The sequence below is a fragment of the Bradyrhizobium sp. MI1.3 genome (assembly GCF_055811695.1).
The window spans coordinates 195,088-210,916 of the sequence record NZ_JBVVPQ010000003.1 but is presented as its reverse complement, the minus strand read 5'-3'; the positions used below and the strand labels follow the sequence as shown (position 1 = coordinate 210,916).

The following is a 15,829-nucleotide window of genomic DNA, read 5'->3' as shown; positions in this document are numbered from 1 at the left end:
GCGCGCAAGTCCCGATTCCCCATAGATCAATCGATCCCTTTCCAAAAGTTGCGCGGCCCCGCTTTTGAAGCAAACGCGCCCTGATCCGGCCCCGCCGACGCCGGAATCCCCAATGAAGCTTCTGATCAACCCTTCGGAAGCCGCGCCACGCCGCAAGAAGCGAAAGAGTGCGATCCATCCGGGGGCCTGACAGGAGCGTCTCGATCATGAAGTTTTTCACAGGATGGATGGCTGCCGCCGCGCTGGCGCTGGCCGCGACCGCCGCACAAGCGCAAGTTCCAGCGCGAGGGGCGATGATCGCGGTCTCGGATTTCGACGGGCCCTATGCGCCGCCGGAGGCCGCGCCGCCCCCGCCGCCGCGCTATGGCTATGGCTACGAAGAACGCGGGCCGGCCTCGGTGCTGCTGCCATCGACCGAGGTCTACGCGGTGCTGCGCGAAAACGGCTTTTCTCCATTGGGCATCCCGCGCCTGCGCGGCGGCGTCTACACCATCGCGGTGATTGACCGCCGGGGCGAGGACGGCCGGCTGGTGATCGATGCCCGCGACGGAAGGATTTTGCGCTTCATGCCGGCTGCCGACGCCTACGGTATGGCGCCGGGCTACGAGCAGCCTGCGGTTGCGCCTTACCGCCCGCAAAGCGCGCTACCGCCGCCAACCATGATCCGCAATGGTCCGCCACGCCCACCGGCCCCGATCCCACATGTCGCCAGCCGCTCCGTCCCGCTCCCGAAGGCGGCTCCGCCACGCGAGGCGCCGGTCGCCGCCAAGCCAGCCGAACCCGCGGCGGCGCAGGCAGCGCAGGCTCAACCTACCACGCAGACCGTGGCGGCCGTGCCGGCAAAGCCCGCTGAGGTCCCACCGCAAGCCGCCGCGCCGACCGTAGGTCAGGCCAAGCCTGCCGCGACGATCCTGCCGACACAGGAGATGCCGGCGGCACAAGGGCTGGACTAAGCGTGGGCGTTTGATGCGGTGGCCCGCATCACACCAACGGTGTCGCCCTGGCGAAGGCCAGGACCCATACCGCGAGGTCCCTCGGTTATTCGTGGTAGGAGTACCGAACGGCAAGTCTTCGCCACACTAATCCCTGTGGTTATGGGTCCCGGCCTTCGCCGGGACGACATAAAAAAACGCCCCGGGGCACCGGGGCGTTTTCGCAACTTGGAAGTGGCCGACGTGATTTACGCGGCTACCGAGTTCTCGATCACCTGTGCGCCTTGCGCACCGGTGTTGATCGCGATCTGGCGGGGCTTCTTCGCTTCGGGAATCTCACGGACGAGATCGACGTGAAGCAGCCCGTTCTCGAGCGAGGCGTTCTTCACTTGCACGAAGTCGGCAAGCTGGAACGCGCGCTCGAAGGCACGCGCGGCGATGCCGCGGTACAGCACTTCGGCCTTCGAGTTCTCGTTGGCGACTTTCTCGCCCTTGATCGTCAGCGTGTTTTCCTTCGCGACGATGGAGAGCTCATCTTTGGCAAAGCCCGAAACCGCAACGGTGATGCGGTAGTCGTTCTCGCCGGTGCGCTCGATATTGTAGGGGGGATAACCGGGGCTGCCGTCCGAACCGGCCTGGTCAAGCAGGTTGAAGAGGCGGTCGAAGCCGACGGTGGAACGGTAGAAGGGGGTCAGGTCGTAGGTACGCATGGTCAAGTCCTCCATTGAGCGACTGTTGGTAACCCGCCCGCCAATCGGGCCGGGCTTTCGTCTGTGTGCAGCCTGATGTTCCGGTTCCGAAACACTGGTAGCGGCCTGCACCAAGGTGATATGGGTTGAGGAGAACGGCGTTCAAGAGGGCGGATACTTAGCCTTTTCGGCGCTCCCGCCCCCTGATTTGCAGCACTTCGTGCCCAAGCCCTCCTCATCATGACGCTGGTCTCGATACCATCCAATCCCGTTCCCGAAGACGTCGTCAGCGGTACCATCAAGACCCCCGATGGCGTCGAGCTGCGCTTTGCGCGCTGGGCGCCACCGGCGAACCGCAAGGGCACGGTCTGCGTCTTCACCGGGCGCAGCGAGCAGATCGAGAAATATTTCGAGACCGTGCGCGATTTGCGCGACCGCGGCTTTGCGGTGGCGATGATCGACTGGCGCGGGCAGGGCCACTCCTCGCGCCGCCTGCGCGATCCGCGCAAGGGCTATGTCCGCGACTTCGCCGATTTCGAGATCGACGTCGAGACCTTCGTGCAGCAGGTGGTGCTGCCGGATTGCCCGCCGCCCTTCTTCGCGCTCGCCCACTCCATGGGCGGCACCGTGATGCTGCGGGTGGCGCATGCGGGCAAGCGCTGGTTCGACCGCATGGTGCTGTCGGCGCCGATGATCGACCTGCCCGGCCGCGCCACCTCGTTTCCGGCGCGGGCTCTGCTGAAGACGATGCGCGTGTTGGGAATGGGCGGCCGCTATGTCCCCGGCGGCAGCGACCAGATCACCGGGCTCAATCCCTTCATCAACAATCCGCTGACCAGCGATCCCGTGCGCTATGCGCGCAATGCCGCGATCCTTGAGGAGGATCCGACCCTCGGGCTGGCGTCACCGACGGTCGCCTGGGCCGATACCGCTTTCCGCGCGATGAACACCTTCAGGGGCAAAAACTACCCGTCCGAGATCCGTCAGCCGATCCTGATGCTGGCGGCCTCCAGCGACACCGTGGTCTCGATCGCGGCGATCGAGGAGTTCGCCTATCATTTGCGCGCCGGCTCCCATCTCGTGATCGCCGGCTCCAAGCACGAGATCCTCCAGGAGCAGGACCGCTACCGTTCCCAATTCTGGGCCGCCTTCGACGCCTTCGTGCCGGGCACGCCGCTGTTCAAGTGAGGATTTGAAGTGAATGGCTGCTGCGCGCGAGGTGCGCTCCCTCGCCCCGCTTAGTTCGCAAGACCCTCATGGTGAGGAGCGCGGAACGCGCGTCTCGAACCATGAAGGCCCGGCTCTCGCCCGCGGCCATCCTTCGAGACGCCCGCTTTGCGCGGGCTCCTCAGGATGAGGGCGGCCTGCTTGGGACAGAGCTCGACTACAGCGTCTTCAGATACTCGATCAGATCGTAGCGCTCGTTGTCGTCCTTGAACACGCGGCCGATGACGCCGGGACGTTTTTCCTCGCCCGGTTTGCGCTCGAAGGAATGGCCGAGCACGCTGTTGCCCTGGATCGGATCCTTGTCCGACCCCGCCGAGAACTCGGTTTCACCCGTCTTGCATTTCTCGTTGGCCGCGACCGCAAAGCCGACGGTCACGGGATCATAGTCGTGGCGGCCCATGCAGAATTTTTGCGGGCGCTCGCTCGCAGGCTTCAGCAACCAGTAGAGAGACGGCACCGAACCGTTGTGCAGATAGGGCGCCGTGGCCCAGATGCCGTTCAGCGGCCGTGCCCGATAGCGTGCCCCACCCACCGGATTGAGGCAGTTCTTGCGCGCGAGATTCCACAATTTCGCCCGCTCGGCGTCCGGAGTCTTCTCGTCGTCCATCCATTTGCGGGCGACGAGATCCACCACCGTCATGAGCCCCAGCGCATAAACCATCTCGGTCGGCGAACTCGCGGTCGAGACATCGCATTGCCACCATTTCTGGAGGTCGGCCGTATTCACCTTCAGGAAGCCGGGCAAATCGACGATCCTGTTGCTGAGCACGAGCGACTGTTCGGGATCCGTCTTGATCTCGTCGAGGGGGATCGTCACCGCGTTCAGCACCTTGCTGTCGCCGCTCGGCTCCCAATGGCCCGACGACCAGAAAGCCGGGGTGTCGATCGCCGGCAGATGGCATCCGGAACACATCTCGGCGTAGATCTTGCGGCCATTGTCGACCTTCTTCTGATCGAGCCTCCAATTGTCGCCAAGGATCTGAGAGGGCCATTTCGGCGCCAGCAGGCCGCCGAACTTCGGACCGGTGGAGGGATCTGCCGTCTTGAACGGATCTGGCCCCCTGAGCATGTCCTCGATCCAGCCGAGCGTGTTGATATGAACGGAGGACCGCCACAGCCTGTCCTCCGGGTAGGCGTCGGACAGGTTGAGCAGCGCCGTCACGCCGAGGGCTTCGCCGGCGTTGCGGATCAGCGGCTGCTCGATCGAGGCGTCGTACTGGGCGAACTTGAACCAGGGCACGGTCCAGATCGGGGGATAGCTGACCGGGGCGTCCTGGGCGTGCAGGTTCTTCTCGAAACCCTTAAGCCCGCTCAGCGCGAGATCCTGCGAAAAGACTTGATTGCCGATGCGATTGAGGGCGTCGAGGCGACCGAACCCTTCCTCGGTGTCACTCTGCTGCCGGCCGTTCCAGGTCTTCTTGCCTTCAATCGTCTTTTGCTGGGTTTGCGCCCAGTCGATCAGGAAGTTGCCGATCGCGCTGAGCTTCTGCTTGAGCGCGGCGCGGTCAGCCTTGCTGGCATCGGGGCCGAGCACGCGATCGGCGAAGCGCTGGAAGCGGAACGGCACGTAAAGCGTGTAGGCGATCGACAGGCCGGTGGAGAGCTCGAGCTTCTTCAGATCGGTCATGGCCGGACCGCCGTCGAAACGCACGTCCACGCCTTGGTAGTGGATCTGGCCGGTATGGCAGGCCGCGCAGGTCAGTCCGATCTTGTCCTCTTCGCGACGGCCCGTCGCGGGATCGCTGACCCCGGTCATTCGTGCGAAGCCGACCGGCAGGCCGTCGACGTTCTCCGCCGGCGTCCACCTCGTCGACCAGTCCGGCACCTGCGTCGTCTCGTAGACATTGGCGTAGCCGAAGCGGCGCAGTGACGTCGCGTCGGTCTGGATCGACTGCGGGCTCGGGATGAACCCGAAGCGCTCGAGATAGGCGCTGTCCGTCATCATGCCCGGCCGCGAGAACAGATGCAGGCGCGGCTGCTCCAGGGCCATGAACCATTCATAGGGCACCGGGAAGGTCGCGGTGCCCTGGCTGGCATGGTGAAACCAGTGCCTGTCCTTCAGCGACCAGTTCTGTTCGAGCCAAAAGGCCGCCTTCGTCTCGGGGACCGCGGGCAAGGGCGGCGGCAGGAGATTCACGAGAATTCCCTTTTGCGGCAGCATGGCGCGCACCTGGTCGGGGAATTCGGCGACCGCAACGAGCAAGGCGAGACCGAGGGCGACGAGCAGGGCCGCAACCTTGAGGGCGCCCCGCACCACGCGCTGGCAGGTCGACAGCACCGGCTGCGAGACGAGCCGCTGATTGATGCGAGCAGGGAATTGCCGCTCGTTGAACAGAGTGCGCACGTCGGCCACGCTGAGATAGCGGTCCTCACCCGCGCCCTTGCCCACGATCTTCAGGAGGATCGGCCATTCGAACTTCATCAGCAGGGGGTAGTACCAGCGCGCGGCGCTGCCGGCGCGCTTGAGGTTGTCGCGCATGAAGACGCCGATTTCCGAGGCGTTGAGACCGGGCTCGGAGCCGCCGCCGTTCGGATCCTGGTAGGTCCGGCCGAAGCTCGCAAACCGCGCAAGCTCGTCCTCATCGACCTTGCCGTCGACGCCGAGCACGCGCGAGCCGGCACCGCGCTTGTCGAGAGGGCCGCCACGCAACGCGTCGAGCTGCGCGCCCGAAAATATGCTCTTGAGGACGTGACCAAGACCGTTGGCGATAAGCGCGACGCCGCGGACCTGGATGCGGGCCGAGACCTTCTTCAGCCCGGTCTCGCCGCTTGCATTCGCGATCGTTTGCGACAGCGTGCCGAGCGGGACGGTTCCGCCGTCAACAAACCCTTCGCCGACGAGGCCGCGGAGGAATGGACACGGATTGTTCGGCGAGACCTGGATCGAGGGGGCGAAGGGGGGCTTCGGAGCGGAGTCATGCATGGCCCAAAATCCTGAAAACGGCGAATCGTGAAATACAGACGCGGCGATAGAGCGCGGAAAGTCCTGACAAACCGACAACACGTTATACTACTTCAGCGTGTAGCGGAGTGTGGCTGAATTCACTGTCGTGTCAATAAAGGCGGAGGGGACATTGCCGGGTGGCCGCGGCTGGCCCTCAGGATTCGGCGACGCGTTTGACGTCGCTCAAGACCAGGGTCAGTTTGCCGAGCGGCACGCCCGCATTCAAGAGTCCGGCGCGGTAATGGGCGAGGTCCTCGGGCCGCTTCCAGTGGAAATTGCGCAAATGGCGGTCGACATTGAGTGTCGGGTAATTAGCCATGAGCACGCGGGTCGCCTCGATCGCCTCGTCGCCCCGCCCCAATTGCGCCAGCGCCGCGGCGCGGATTGCCAGCGCCTGCAAATGGTTCGGGTTGATGTAGAGTTGCTCTCGAGCCCATGACAGGGTCGCGTCATATTGGCCCAGCAAATAATGGCTGAAGGCGTTCAGTGCGGCCCATTGGTAGCGCGGATCGCTGTTGTCGCGCTGTGCGGCCATCGAGAACAGCTCGATCGCCTCGCGGTGCTCGCCGACGGCGAAATGGCAGATGCCGAGCACGCCGCGCGCGCCGTTGTCGTAGGGGTTGAGCGCGACGGCGCGTTTGGCGGCATCCATCGCGGCCTCGTAATGGCCCTCCAGCGCGTGGGTCCAGGACAGGATCGAGAACGCAAATGACGAGCGCGGGTCGAGCCGGACGCTGGTTTCGGCAAGCTTCATCGCCTCGGCCCACATCTCGCGCGTGCCCTTGACCCAGCCGAAATGGATACTCTGGATCTGGATCGTGGCGAGATAGGCATGCGCAATCGACAGCTTGGGCTCGAGCCTGATGGCCTCCCGGAACAGGTCGACGGCGATGGCCAGGTCTTCCTTGGTTTGCCGATAATAGTGCGACAGCCCTTTGAGGAAGCGGTCCCAGGCGGTGACGTCGGTCGACAGCCGCGCCGGCGCCGAGGCCTCGGCCCGGACGATCTCGGTGGCGATGGCGGCGGACAGGTTGGTGGTGATCTCGTCCTGCATCGCGAAGAGATCGCCGATGTCGCGGTCGTAGCGGCCAGTCCAGAGCTGCTCGCCGGTCTCCGGCGCGATCAGCTCTGCGGTGACGCGGATCTTGGCTCCGGCACGCCGCACCGAACCCTGGATCAGATAGCTAGCGTCGATCTCCCGCGCGATCAGGCGGGTGCTGACGTTGTTGCCCTTGAACACGAACGTCGAGTTGCGGCTCAGCACGCGATAGAAGGATTGCAGCGACAGCGCGTGAATCAAATCTTCGGTCAGGCCATCGGAGAAATACTCGTCCTGGGCGTCGCTGAGATTGGCAAAAGGCAGCACGCCGACGATCGCGGTGCGGTACTGCTGCGAGAGGGCGGATGCCTCCCTCAGCGCGGGCGCAAGCGCCGGTGCACCCTCAGGCGTCCAGGTCCAGACCCCGATCGGATCCTTGATGTTCTTGAAGCGGTGGTTGCCGGCATCGACCAGCGGCACGGTGAGATGCTTGCCGGCCTCCTTGTAGGCCTTGGCCGAGATCGCGAAGCCGCCGGGGCTCGCCACGGCTTCGAGGCGGACGGCAATGTTGACATCGTCACCGAAGACCTCGTCCTCGTCGGCGATGACATCACCCATATGGATCCCGAGGCGGAACTGCATGGCGCGATCGGCGGGCAGATGGTGATTGCGCTCCGCCATCAGCGTCTGCATCGCGATCGCGGCCTCGGTGGCGCCGACGATCGAGGGGAATTCCAGCAGGAAGCCGTCGCCGGTGTTTTTGACGACGCGGCCGCCGTGATTGAGGATGATGGGGTGGATCGCGCTGCGATGGGCCTTGAAGGCGGCATGGGTGCCGGCCTCATCGGTGCCCATCATGCGCGAATAGCCGGCGACATCGGCGCAGACAATGGCAGCCAGACGTCTTTCCATATTCCGGAGCTCCAAGAGACTTGCAAGAGACTTGGAAGAGATCGAGGACCGGCCACGGCGTGGCCGTCGCCTCGAATCCCGCGTTCAAAGAACCCGTTCCTTATAGAGCAGATGAGGCCGAGCGAAAGTACGAACCGCATTGCAAATTCGAGGTAAATCCTCGGCAATCCCGGCAGTGGACGGGGACGAGCGAACCCACTAAGCCGGCCTCTTGGGCCACGGTTGGGCGGCGGAGGTACGTCACACATGCTGGGCATTCACGAAATCTGGCTCTTCGTCCTGTCGGGCGTGCTGCTCAACATCACGCCGGGGCCCGATACGGTCTATGTGATCGGCCGCAGCATGCAGCTGGGCTGGCGAGGTGGCGCCGCGGCCGCGCTGGGCATCAGTTGCGGCTGCTTTTTCCATGTCGCGGGCGCCGCGATCGGGCTTTCGGCCCTGCTGATGGCCTCATCGACCGCGTTCTCGATCCTGAAGCTGGTTGGAGCGGCCTATCTCGTCGTGACCGGGCTTCAGATGCTGTGGTCGCGCCCGGTGCCGGCCTCGGCCATCGACGAGCCGGTGCAGAGCTCGCTGCGGAGGGTATTCCTCCAGGGCGTCTTCACCAACGCGCTCAATCCCAAGGTCGCGCTGTTCTTCCTGGCCTTCCTGCCGCAATTCGTCGCAGCCGACTCGGCGCACAAGCCGCTCGCCTTCCTGACGCTCGGCCTGATCTTCATCTGCACGGGAACGCTGTGGTGCCTGGTGCTGGCGGCGTTCGCGGCAAGGGCCGCCCACCGCCTGCGGAGCTCCGAAGGCGCGATCGCCTGGGTCAACCGTGCCCTCGGCGGCCTCTTCATCTATCTCGGCGTCCGCGTCGCCATGCTGGAGACGCGGTAACTTCTTTTACGCGAATTCCTTCAGCAGCGCGCTGCCGGCGAGATAGAGGCCGAGCAGGATCATCGCGATCAGGAACCAGCGGCGAAACGCTTCCGCCGGCATCCGCGCCCGCACCGTTTGGCCGATGTACATGCCGGCAAACGCGCACGCCATGCCGACGGCGCCCGGCACCGCATTGGCCGGCGTCAGCAATCCGCCCGCGGTGAGGTTGAAGGCGAGCGCCAATGTCGCCGTCGTGAAGAACACGCCGAGCGCCTGCACCAGCTCGTCCTTCTCCATGCCGATCGCCTGCATGAACGGCATCGAGGGGATCACCTGCACGCCGGTCGAGGCCGAGATCACGCCGGTGACCACACCGACGACGCCACCGACCCATTTCTCGTTCTTTGGCGCAACGTGAAACTGGAATTTGTTCAGCCCGATGATCGCGTAGATGACGAGCAGGACGCCGAGCACGATCGTGCCGTAGCGCGCATGCGGGCCGGTGAGCGCGCCGGCATTGAGCCAGCACCCGATCACGGTGCCGATCATCAGCGGCCACAGCCGCCGCAGGATGTCGCGCAAATGGGGGCCGACGAAAGTCTGCCAGATGTTGGTGACGATGGCGGGCACGATCACGATGGCGATCGCGCGGCTCGGCGCCATGCTCACGGCGAGCAGTCCCATGGACACCGTCGGCAGGCCAAGCCCGACCACGCCCTTGACGAAGCCGGCGAGCAGGAAGATGGCGGCGATGAGAATGAGGAGCGGGTCGATCATATCTGCACATTGACCGATGCCGCGCGTCGGCACAATCTGTAGCTTACGGAGAAAGCCTTCGTCTGGAGCGAAGGCTGGAGGGACCCGGGATGCGCTTCGACCTCGTCGACCTCCAGCTGTTTATCGCGGTCGCCGACCAGCGCAGCATCACCCGCGGCGCGGAGCGGTCGCATCTGGCGCTAGCCTCAGCCAGCGCGCGCATCAAGGGGCTGGAGGATGCGCTCGGCGTCGCGCTGCTCAAGCGCGGGCGCCGCGGCGTTGAGTTGACCTCGGCCGGCGAGAGCCTGCTCGATCACGCCCGTCTCGTCATTCACCAGATCGACGCCATGCGGGGCGATCTCGCCGGCTTTGCCAGCGGCGTGCGCGCGAGCGTGCATTTCCTCGCGAATACCTCCGGCCTCTCGGAGCATCTGCCGAAGGCGCTTGCCGGCTTCCTGCGCGAGCATCGCGACGTCGCCATCGACATCGAGGAGCGCGAGAGCACCGACATCGCGGCCGCGATCACTGCGGGCGCGGCCGATCTCGGCTTCGCAGCCGAGCACGCGCTGCCCGATCATATCGAGCGATTCGCCTTCAGCGAGGATCGCCTGACGCTGGTGACGTCCAGGCGCGGCCCGTTCGCCGGCCGCCGCGCGATCGATTTCCAGGAGGCGGGCGCTTGCGACTTCGTCGGGCTCACCAGCGCCACCGCGCTTCAGGTGCATATTTCGAAGCACGCCGCTCGGCTCGGCATGCGGCCGCATTACCGCGCACGCCTGCGCGATTTCGACGCGATCTGCCAGATGGTCGCCGCCGATGTCGGCGTTGCCCTGGTGCCCGAAGCCGCGGCCCGCCGCTGCGCGAAACTGATGCCGCTTGCCATGGTCCGCCTGCGCGATACCTGGGCCAACCGCAAACTCGTGATCTGCGCGCGAAGCTTCAAGACGCTGCCGCGCCCGGCAAAGATGCTGGTGGAGCATTTGCGGTCTGCGGCAGTGTGAGCTCTGCGCTACCTCGCGGTCTCCACGCCAGCGTCCTTGATCACCTTCGCCCATTTCTTGGTCTCGTCCGCGATGAAGCTGCGAAAATGCTCCGGCTCATCGCCGACAAGCGTCGCGCCCTGGGCGGCGAGCTTTTCCTTCACCGCGGGATCCGCCATCGCCTTCGTGGCGAGGGCATGCAGCGCCGCGACGATCTCCTTCGGCGTGCCCTTCGGCGCCACCATGCCGTACCAGTTCTCGATGCGCAGATCGGCAAAGCCGGCTTCCGCCGTGGTCGGCACGTCAGGCGCCGTCGGCGAACGCTCGGCGGAGCCCACCGCGATCGGCCGCAGGGCGCCCGCCTTGACCTGCGGCAGCAGCACGGGGAGATCCAGGAACGTCATCTGCACCTGCTGGCCCAGCAGATCGTTCACGGCGGGCGCCGCGCCGCGATAGGGCACGTGCACGATGCCGATCTTCGCCGTCAGCTTGAACAATTCGCCGGCGAGATGCGGCAGGCTGCCGGGGCCGGAGGAGGCGAAGTTGAGCTTTCCGGGCTGCGCCTTGGCGAGCGCGATCAATTCCGCGATGTCCTTTGCGGGAACGTTGGTGGCGACAACGAGCATTTCCGGCACGGTCGCCACCAGCGTCACTGGTGTGAGGTCGTTGAGCGTATCGTAGGCGACCCTTTCCATGCTCGGGCTGATCGCCAACGCGCCGGCGCTGGAGATCGCGATGGTGTAGCCGTCGGGTGCAGCCTTGGAGACGGCATCGGTGCCGAGCACGCCGCCCTGGCCGCCGCGATTGTCGATCAGAACCGGCTGCCCTGACAGCTCCGACATACGCTGGCCGATCACCCGCGCGATGATGTCGTTGGGGCCGCCGGCCGGGAACGGCACGATCAGCTTGATCGGCCTGGCCGGGAAATTCTGGGCGGAGGCGAGCGTCGGAAACAGAAGCAGGAATGCGAGGAGGAGCCTACGCCGGGTTTTCATGCAGGCTCCCTGAAGCATGATCCGGAAAAGTGTGCAGCGGTTTTCCGAGAGGATCATGCGCAAACAATAGATCGCCTATCCGTTGAGCAGTTTCAGTGCTTCTTCGTGAACCCTGGCGTCGCCGGCCGCGACGATACGGCCGCCGCCCTGCGCCGGCTTGCCTTCCCAGGTGGTGACGACGCCGCCGGCGCCGGTCACGATCGGGATCAGGGCTGCGATGTCGTAAGGCTTCAGCTCGGTCTCAACCACGAGATCGACGTGACCTGCCGCCAGCATGCAATAGGAGTAGCAGTCGCCGCCATAGCGCGACAGCCGCGCGCCCTGCTCGATGCGGCCGAAGATGGCGCGGTCGCGCTCGTTCATCAGCAGCGGGCTGGTGGTGTAGGTCGTCGCCTCCGACAGCGAAGCACAGCGCCGGACCTGGAGCCGGCGCTCGCCGGAGGGGCCTTTATAATGAGCGGAGCCGCTGTCGCCGGAAAAGCGTTCGCCGATGAAGGGCTGGTGCATCATGCCGTAGACCGGCGTGCCCTTGTGCAGGAGCGCGATCAGGGTGCCCCAGATCGGAAAGCCGCCGATGAAGGATTTGGTGCCGTCGATGGGGTCGAGCACCCAGACATAGTCCGAATCCTCGCGCTCGTTGCCGAATTCCTCGCCGACGATGCCGTGCTGGGGAAAGTTGGCCTTGATCAGACGCCGCATCACCGCCTCCGCAGCGCGATCGGCCTCGGTCACGGGGTCGAATTCCCTAGTCTTGCTCTTGTCCTCGATCGACAGCGAGGTGCGGAAGAATGGCAGGATGGTTTCGCCGGAGGCGGTGGCGAGCCGTCCGATGAAGGCGGAGAAATCGATCACCGTCACGGCGTATCCTCAAAAAGCGAAAGTCGGGTGAAGCTCACTCCTGCCTAGCTCAAATCGGAAGAATCGTGCAGCGCTGTCTTGCTTTTGCACCCTGGTATTTTGGATGCGGGAAGCATTCGCCTCGTCGAAGACACCCGCTGGGCAAATATCGATCATTGAGTTGAAACCTTAGTTCCGGGCCTGCCTTGTTCGTATGCAAATGACTATCAACCCATTGAATTTCCTTATCAAAGGAACTGAATCTGGGTTTCTCTGGAAGCAACCGAGCTATGTCCTCATTGCATGGGAAATCGCTCGAAAGCCCTTGCACTTTGTGCGTCGCGGCCGCATATTGTTGCGGTGCGGTAGCGCTTCTCGCGTTACTGCTGCCCTCCTTGGGCGTTTCCTCCCTAGACTTGGGCCGCTTCTTCATTAGAAGCGGCCCTTTTTTCTTTCAGCCTCTGCTTTCTCTCAGCATCGGCTTTCATTTCAATGCGCGCCGCGAAACGCGTTCGCGCTGATCGCACCCAACACAATCGTTAGAAGAAAAACGTTGCGCCTATTCCGCCGCGGCCTGGAACGGGCCGAGATCGCCGAACGGGATCGTAGTCGCCAGCACGTCGGCGAGCACGCCGAAGTCCGACGCCACTTGCGCAAAGCGTGGACTGCGCTCGCGCCGCCGCTCGTCCATGTAGATTGCGCGGTTGAGCTCGAGCTGCACGGCGTGCAGGCCACTGGCCGGGTTGCCGTAATGCTCGGTGATGAAGCCGCCGGCATAGGGCTTGTTGCGGCCGATCGAATAGCCGAGGCCGGCCATGGTCTCCTCGACCCGGTCGGGCAATAGCGGCGTGCAGCTCGTGCCGTAGCGGTCGCCGATCACGATGTCGGGCCGGCGCGGCTCGTCGCGGGAGACGCCGACCGAGGGCATCGAATGGCAGTCGACCAGCACGACGGTGCCGAACATCTGGTGCACCCTGTTGATCAGCCGGCGCAGCGCGCGATGATAGGGCTTGTACAACGTCTCGATCCGCCCCAGCGCGTCGTCGACCAGGATGCGCTCGCGATAGATCTCCTGGCCGTCGCCGACCACGCGCGGAATGGTGCCAAGTCCGCCGGCAACCCGCATCGAGCGGGTGTTGGCAAAGCTCGGCAGGCGCCCGGTGAACATCCGGGGATCGAGCTCGTAGGGCTCGCGGTTGACGTCGACATAGGAGCGCGGAAAGTTGACCCGCACGGTCGGAAAGCCGCGCTCGCTGAGATGGCCGATCAGCTCGTCCATGAAGGAATCTTCGGAACGCCGCAGCGTCGGCAGGTCGATCCTGGAGGCGCTGAGAAATTCGTCCGGATAGGTCGAGCCGGAATGGGGCGAGTTGAAGATAACAGGCGCGCGCCATTGCGCGGGCTCAACGATCTCGAAGGCTGGCGACTTGTCGCCGTCAAACCGGGTCATCTTCTCAGGCTTCGTCCCTTGGTGTCAGGCTTCGTCCCTTGGCAATCAGGCTTTGCCCGTTGGTATCAGGCTTCACCCTTGGCGCCGCACGATCCAACAAGCCCGGCACCGGCCTCAACGCATTGATTCGGCCGATCGGGCGGCTCTTATGTGTCGTCATTGTCCGGAATCGCAACCATCCTGCCAAGCGAAAAGATGAGATCTGTGCTGGAACATGTCTTAACCCTGCGGGCAGCGAGGTGGGGACCGGCAAGTACGGCTCGATTGCTTCGAACTGCTTTCAGGTTCACAAGGGGCCGGCAAGCACGGCCGGCTGAGGGTAAAGATTTTCACCCCAAATTTACCCTCCGTCGGGCTTAGTGACCTCTGCTGATATCCTCTGGGGATTCGACATTTCCGCCATGCCAAAGATCCTGCTCGCCGAAGACGACAACGACATGCGCCGTTTCCTGGTCAAGGCGCTGGAAAACGCCGGTTTTCAGGTCTCGTCCCACGATAACGGCATGGCCGCCTATCAGCGGCTGCGGGAAGAGCCGTTCGAAATGCTGCTCACAGACATCGTGATGCCGGAGATGGACGGCATCGAGCTCGCCCGCCGGGCCTCGGAACTCGACCCCGACATCAAGATCATGTTCATCACCGGCTTCGCCGCGGTCGCCCTGAACTCGGATTCGGACGCCCCCAAGAACGCCAAGGTGCTGTCCAAGCCTGTGCATTTGCGCGAATTGGTCAGCGAAGTGAACAAGATGCTGGCGGCCTAAATCGGCCGCCTTCCGTCCTTGCACCGGCTCCCCTGAGCCGTTATAGGGACCCGACCCGATCTAGACGACATCTAGGGCGCGTAGCTCAGCGGGAGAGCACTACCTTGACATGGTAGGGGTCACAGGTTCGATCCCTGTCGCGCCCACCATCCTTCGCTCGCGATAGCCGAGTGAAGGATGCCACGCCGAAGCCCAAGGGGCGCAGGCGGGCTCCCGCCGCGAGCTACGGCTCGGCAAGCCACCAATCTGATTGCGGCGAAGCGTGTCCGGCGTAGCTCGAAGAGCGGAGACGGACTGGAGCGGCAGCCTCCTTAGCCGACATACCGCCGCTAAATCCCCCTATTTCAGTTCCGTATTCGCGACCGGAAGGATGGAGGCGACGTGCCAGCCGTCCGCATCCTGAACGTAGGTCTGGCTGATCAGAAACGTGTTCTGTTGTGGCGGCTTGCCCGGAAGGCCGCGCGTAAAGACGATCGGCACGAGGACCTGCATGACCTCGTTCGAGATCACGGCGACGTGGAATTTCGACATGTCGGGTTCGAGGTGCCAGGTGCCTTCGTAATACGCCTTGAAGCGGTCGGCGATCGGATCACGGCCTCTGGTCTCGATCCCTCTCGCAAACAACAGCGTGCTCGGCGAATTCCAGAGCATGGCCTTCACATCGTTTGCGCTATGCGCATTCTGCGCGGCAATGAACTTGTCGAAGATGGCTCGCGCCTCGGCATCATTTGCGGCAGCGCGCGCAGGTCCCGCTGGCCAGAACGTTGCGGCGAAAAACAGCGCTGCGGTCATCACGGCAAGATGGGGGCGTCGCGCAATCGGTCGTGACCCGGCGCTGGCCAAAAACTTCCTGGGAAGGATCATGTTCACCTCGTTGTTTGCCGGCTGGCGTTTTGAATGCTGGTTGTCATACCATTGATCGCTTCGCTGATTTTTCAGGATCGCGCGATCAGAGCTCACAGCTGCATCACAGATGCGTTGGATCAGGCTGTCGGATGCCGCGGGACGTAACCGGCAAGCTCTCGCCGCCGGCGTCAAGTTGAGTTATCGTCTTGCAGTGTCATTAGCTCGGATGACATCCGGGCCACGATGCCGCCTGGCGCGATCCGGCCACATCACGGTGAAGGGAATGCGCACCATGCGAGGGAGCTGTCTTGCCGTGGCGATATTGTCGCTGATGGCGTCGCGGGCCGACGCAGCCATCATCGACTGGCAGGCTGAGCTCCAGCGCTGCCGCGCGCTGCGCGAAAACGTGGCGCCACTGCTGCAGGCCGGCCAAGGAATATCCGCGGTCGGCCGCTCCAATACGGCCGTGCGCCGTTGCATCTGGATCCAGCGCCGGGCGGTGCGCAAGAAAATCCCCGGCGCGGAGACCTGGTAGCTACGCAGACCGGCATCTGCCCATCTCTGAACAGACGTGTCCGAAAAGACGTGTCTGCAAAAAAC

General features: G+C 64.2%; 14 protein-coding genes and 1 tRNA gene. 7 read left to right on the top strand and 8 right to left on the bottom strand.

Features of this window, described 5'->3' with window-relative positions; translation table 11 throughout:
- The first annotated feature begins 206 nt into the window (after positions 1-206).
- A complete protein-coding gene (locus AC0L3A_RS03335; RefSeq protein ID WP_473253588.1) occupies positions 207-953 on the top strand; it encodes a hypothetical protein in 747 nt (248 codons plus the stop codon).
- Positions 954-1,180: 227 nt separating this feature from the next.
- Here the strand turns inward: AC0L3A_RS03335 and AC0L3A_RS03330 are convergent, their stop codons facing one another.
- Complete coding sequence (locus tag AC0L3A_RS03330) at positions 1,181-1,642, bottom strand: Hsp20 family protein (protein ID WP_007597127.1); 462 nt, start codon at positions 1,640-1,642, stop codon at positions 1,181-1,183.
- Between the two features lie 219 nt (positions 1,643-1,861).
- Between AC0L3A_RS03330 and AC0L3A_RS03325 the strand changes: the two genes are divergently transcribed.
- The gene (locus AC0L3A_RS03325) at positions 1,862-2,809 is read left to right on the top strand and encodes an alpha/beta fold hydrolase (protein ID WP_473253587.1); all 948 of its coding nucleotides are present in this window, start codon (positions 1,862-1,864) and stop codon (positions 2,807-2,809) included.
- Between the two features lie 196 nt (positions 2,810-3,005).
- On the opposite strand, the gene AC0L3A_RS03320 is transcribed toward AC0L3A_RS03325, so the two are convergent.
- Together AC0L3A_RS03320 and AC0L3A_RS03315 are read right to left on the bottom strand one after the other, a co-directional pair.
- Positions 3,006-5,771 (bottom strand): di-heme-cytochrome C peroxidase, encoded by a 2,766-nt coding sequence (locus tag AC0L3A_RS03320; RefSeq protein ID WP_473253586.1) that lies wholly within the window; start codon positions 5,769-5,771, stop codon positions 3,006-3,008.
- A gap of 175 nt (positions 5,772-5,946) precedes the next feature.
- Positions 5,947-7,743, bottom strand: a complete 1,797-nt coding sequence (locus AC0L3A_RS03315) for an adenylate/guanylate cyclase domain-containing protein (RefSeq protein ID WP_219680650.1) — start codon at positions 7,741-7,743, stop codon at positions 5,947-5,949.
- A 246-nt stretch (positions 7,744-7,989) separates the two neighbouring features.
- Between AC0L3A_RS03315 and AC0L3A_RS03310 the strand changes: the two genes are divergently transcribed.
- The gene (locus tag AC0L3A_RS03310; protein ID WP_219680653.1) at positions 7,990-8,622 is read left to right on the top strand and encodes a LysE family translocator; all 633 of its coding nucleotides are present in this window, start codon (positions 7,990-7,992) and stop codon (positions 8,620-8,622) included.
- 6 nt (positions 8,623-8,628) lie between these two features.
- Here the strand turns inward: AC0L3A_RS03310 and AC0L3A_RS03305 are convergent, their stop codons facing one another.
- Positions 8,629-9,381, bottom strand: coding sequence for a sulfite exporter TauE/SafE family protein (locus tag AC0L3A_RS03305; protein WP_007597114.1), 753 nt, complete (start codon positions 9,379-9,381; stop codon positions 8,629-8,631).
- 89 nt (positions 9,382-9,470) lie between these two features.
- Between AC0L3A_RS03305 and AC0L3A_RS03300 the strand changes: the two genes are divergently transcribed.
- Complete coding sequence (locus AC0L3A_RS03300) at positions 9,471-10,361, top strand: LysR substrate-binding domain-containing protein (protein ID WP_007597112.1); 891 nt, start codon at positions 9,471-9,473, stop codon at positions 10,359-10,361.
- 8 nt (positions 10,362-10,369) lie between these two features.
- Here the strand turns inward: AC0L3A_RS03300 and AC0L3A_RS03295 are convergent, their stop codons facing one another.
- The 3 genes from AC0L3A_RS03295 to AC0L3A_RS03285 form a co-directional block, all read right to left on the bottom strand.
- The gene (locus AC0L3A_RS03295) at positions 10,370-11,335 is read right to left on the bottom strand and encodes a Bug family tripartite tricarboxylate transporter substrate binding protein (RefSeq protein WP_219680655.1); all 966 of its coding nucleotides are present in this window, start codon (positions 11,333-11,335) and stop codon (positions 10,370-10,372) included.
- Positions 11,336-11,410: 75 nt separating this feature from the next.
- Positions 11,411-12,193, bottom strand: a complete 783-nt coding sequence (gene hisN / locus AC0L3A_RS03290) for a histidinol-phosphatase (protein WP_219680659.1) — start codon at positions 12,191-12,193, stop codon at positions 11,411-11,413.
- A 538-nt stretch (positions 12,194-12,731) separates the two neighbouring features.
- Complete coding sequence (locus AC0L3A_RS03285) at positions 12,732-13,622, bottom strand: N-formylglutamate amidohydrolase (RefSeq protein ID WP_219680662.1); 891 nt, start codon at positions 13,620-13,622, stop codon at positions 12,732-12,734.
- 401 nt (positions 13,623-14,023) lie between these two features.
- Here AC0L3A_RS03285 and cpdR point away from each other — a divergent pair, with 401 nt between their 5' ends.
- Both cpdR and AC0L3A_RS03275 read left to right on the top strand, forming a co-directional pair.
- Positions 14,024-14,383: a cell cycle two-component system response regulator CpdR gene (cpdR, locus tag AC0L3A_RS03280; protein WP_007597092.1), complete on the top strand. Its 360-nt coding sequence runs from the start codon at positions 14,024-14,026 to the stop codon at positions 14,381-14,383.
- 74 nt (positions 14,384-14,457) lie between these two features.
- Positions 14,458-14,532: transfer RNA gene (locus AC0L3A_RS03275), tRNA-Val, on the top strand.
- Between the two features lie 190 nt (positions 14,533-14,722).
- Here the strand turns inward: AC0L3A_RS03275 and AC0L3A_RS03270 are convergent.
- Positions 14,723-15,421, bottom strand: coding sequence for a DUF4440 domain-containing protein (locus tag AC0L3A_RS03270; RefSeq protein WP_354201669.1), 699 nt, complete (start codon positions 15,419-15,421; stop codon positions 14,723-14,725).
- Between the two features lie 100 nt (positions 15,422-15,521).
- On the opposite strand from AC0L3A_RS03270, the gene AC0L3A_RS03265 reads away from it, so the two are divergent.
- Positions 15,522-15,764 carry a hypothetical protein gene (locus AC0L3A_RS03265; protein WP_035995285.1) on the top strand — a complete coding sequence of 81 codons (243 nt, stop codon included), beginning with the start codon at positions 15,522-15,524 and terminating at the stop codon, positions 15,762-15,764.
- Positions 15,765-15,829: the final 65 nt, after the last annotated feature.

What these genes read in the sequence shown, in the direction of transcription:
- AC0L3A_RS03335 (WP_473253588.1), top strand. Translation starts at nt 207, where the DNA reads ATGAAGTTTTTCACAGGATGGATGGCTGCCGCCGCGCTGGCGCTGGCC.
- AC0L3A_RS03330 (WP_007597127.1), bottom strand. Translation starts at nt 1,642, where the DNA reads ATGCGTACCTACGACCTGACCCCCTTCTACCGTTCCACCGTCGGCTTC.
- AC0L3A_RS03325 (WP_473253587.1), top strand. Translation starts at nt 1,862, where the DNA reads ATGACGCTGGTCTCGATACCATCCAATCCCGTTCCCGAAGACGTCGTC.
- AC0L3A_RS03320 (WP_473253586.1), bottom strand. Translation starts at nt 5,771, where the DNA reads ATGCATGACTCCGCTCCGAAGCCCCCCTTCGCCCCCTCGATCCAGGTC.
- AC0L3A_RS03315 (WP_219680650.1), bottom strand. Translation starts at nt 7,743, where the DNA reads ATGGAAAGACGTCTGGCTGCCATTGTCTGCGCCGATGTCGCCGGCTAT.
- AC0L3A_RS03310 (WP_219680653.1), top strand. Translation starts at nt 7,990, where the DNA reads ATGCTGGGCATTCACGAAATCTGGCTCTTCGTCCTGTCGGGCGTGCTG.
- AC0L3A_RS03305 (WP_007597114.1), bottom strand. Translation starts at nt 9,381, where the DNA reads ATGATCGACCCGCTCCTCATTCTCATCGCCGCCATCTTCCTGCTCGCC.
- AC0L3A_RS03300 (WP_007597112.1), top strand. Translation starts at nt 9,471, where the DNA reads ATGCGCTTCGACCTCGTCGACCTCCAGCTGTTTATCGCGGTCGCCGAC.
- AC0L3A_RS03295 (WP_219680655.1), bottom strand. Translation starts at nt 11,335, where the DNA reads ATGAAAACCCGGCGTAGGCTCCTCCTCGCATTCCTGCTTCTGTTTCCG.
- AC0L3A_RS03285 (WP_219680662.1), bottom strand. Translation starts at nt 13,622, where the DNA reads ATGACCCGGTTTGACGGCGACAAGTCGCCAGCCTTCGAGATCGTTGAG.
- cpdR (WP_007597092.1), top strand. Translation starts at nt 14,024, where the DNA reads ATGCCAAAGATCCTGCTCGCCGAAGACGACAACGACATGCGCCGTTTC.
- AC0L3A_RS03265 (WP_035995285.1), top strand. Translation starts at nt 15,522, where the DNA reads ATGCGAGGGAGCTGTCTTGCCGTGGCGATATTGTCGCTGATGGCGTCG.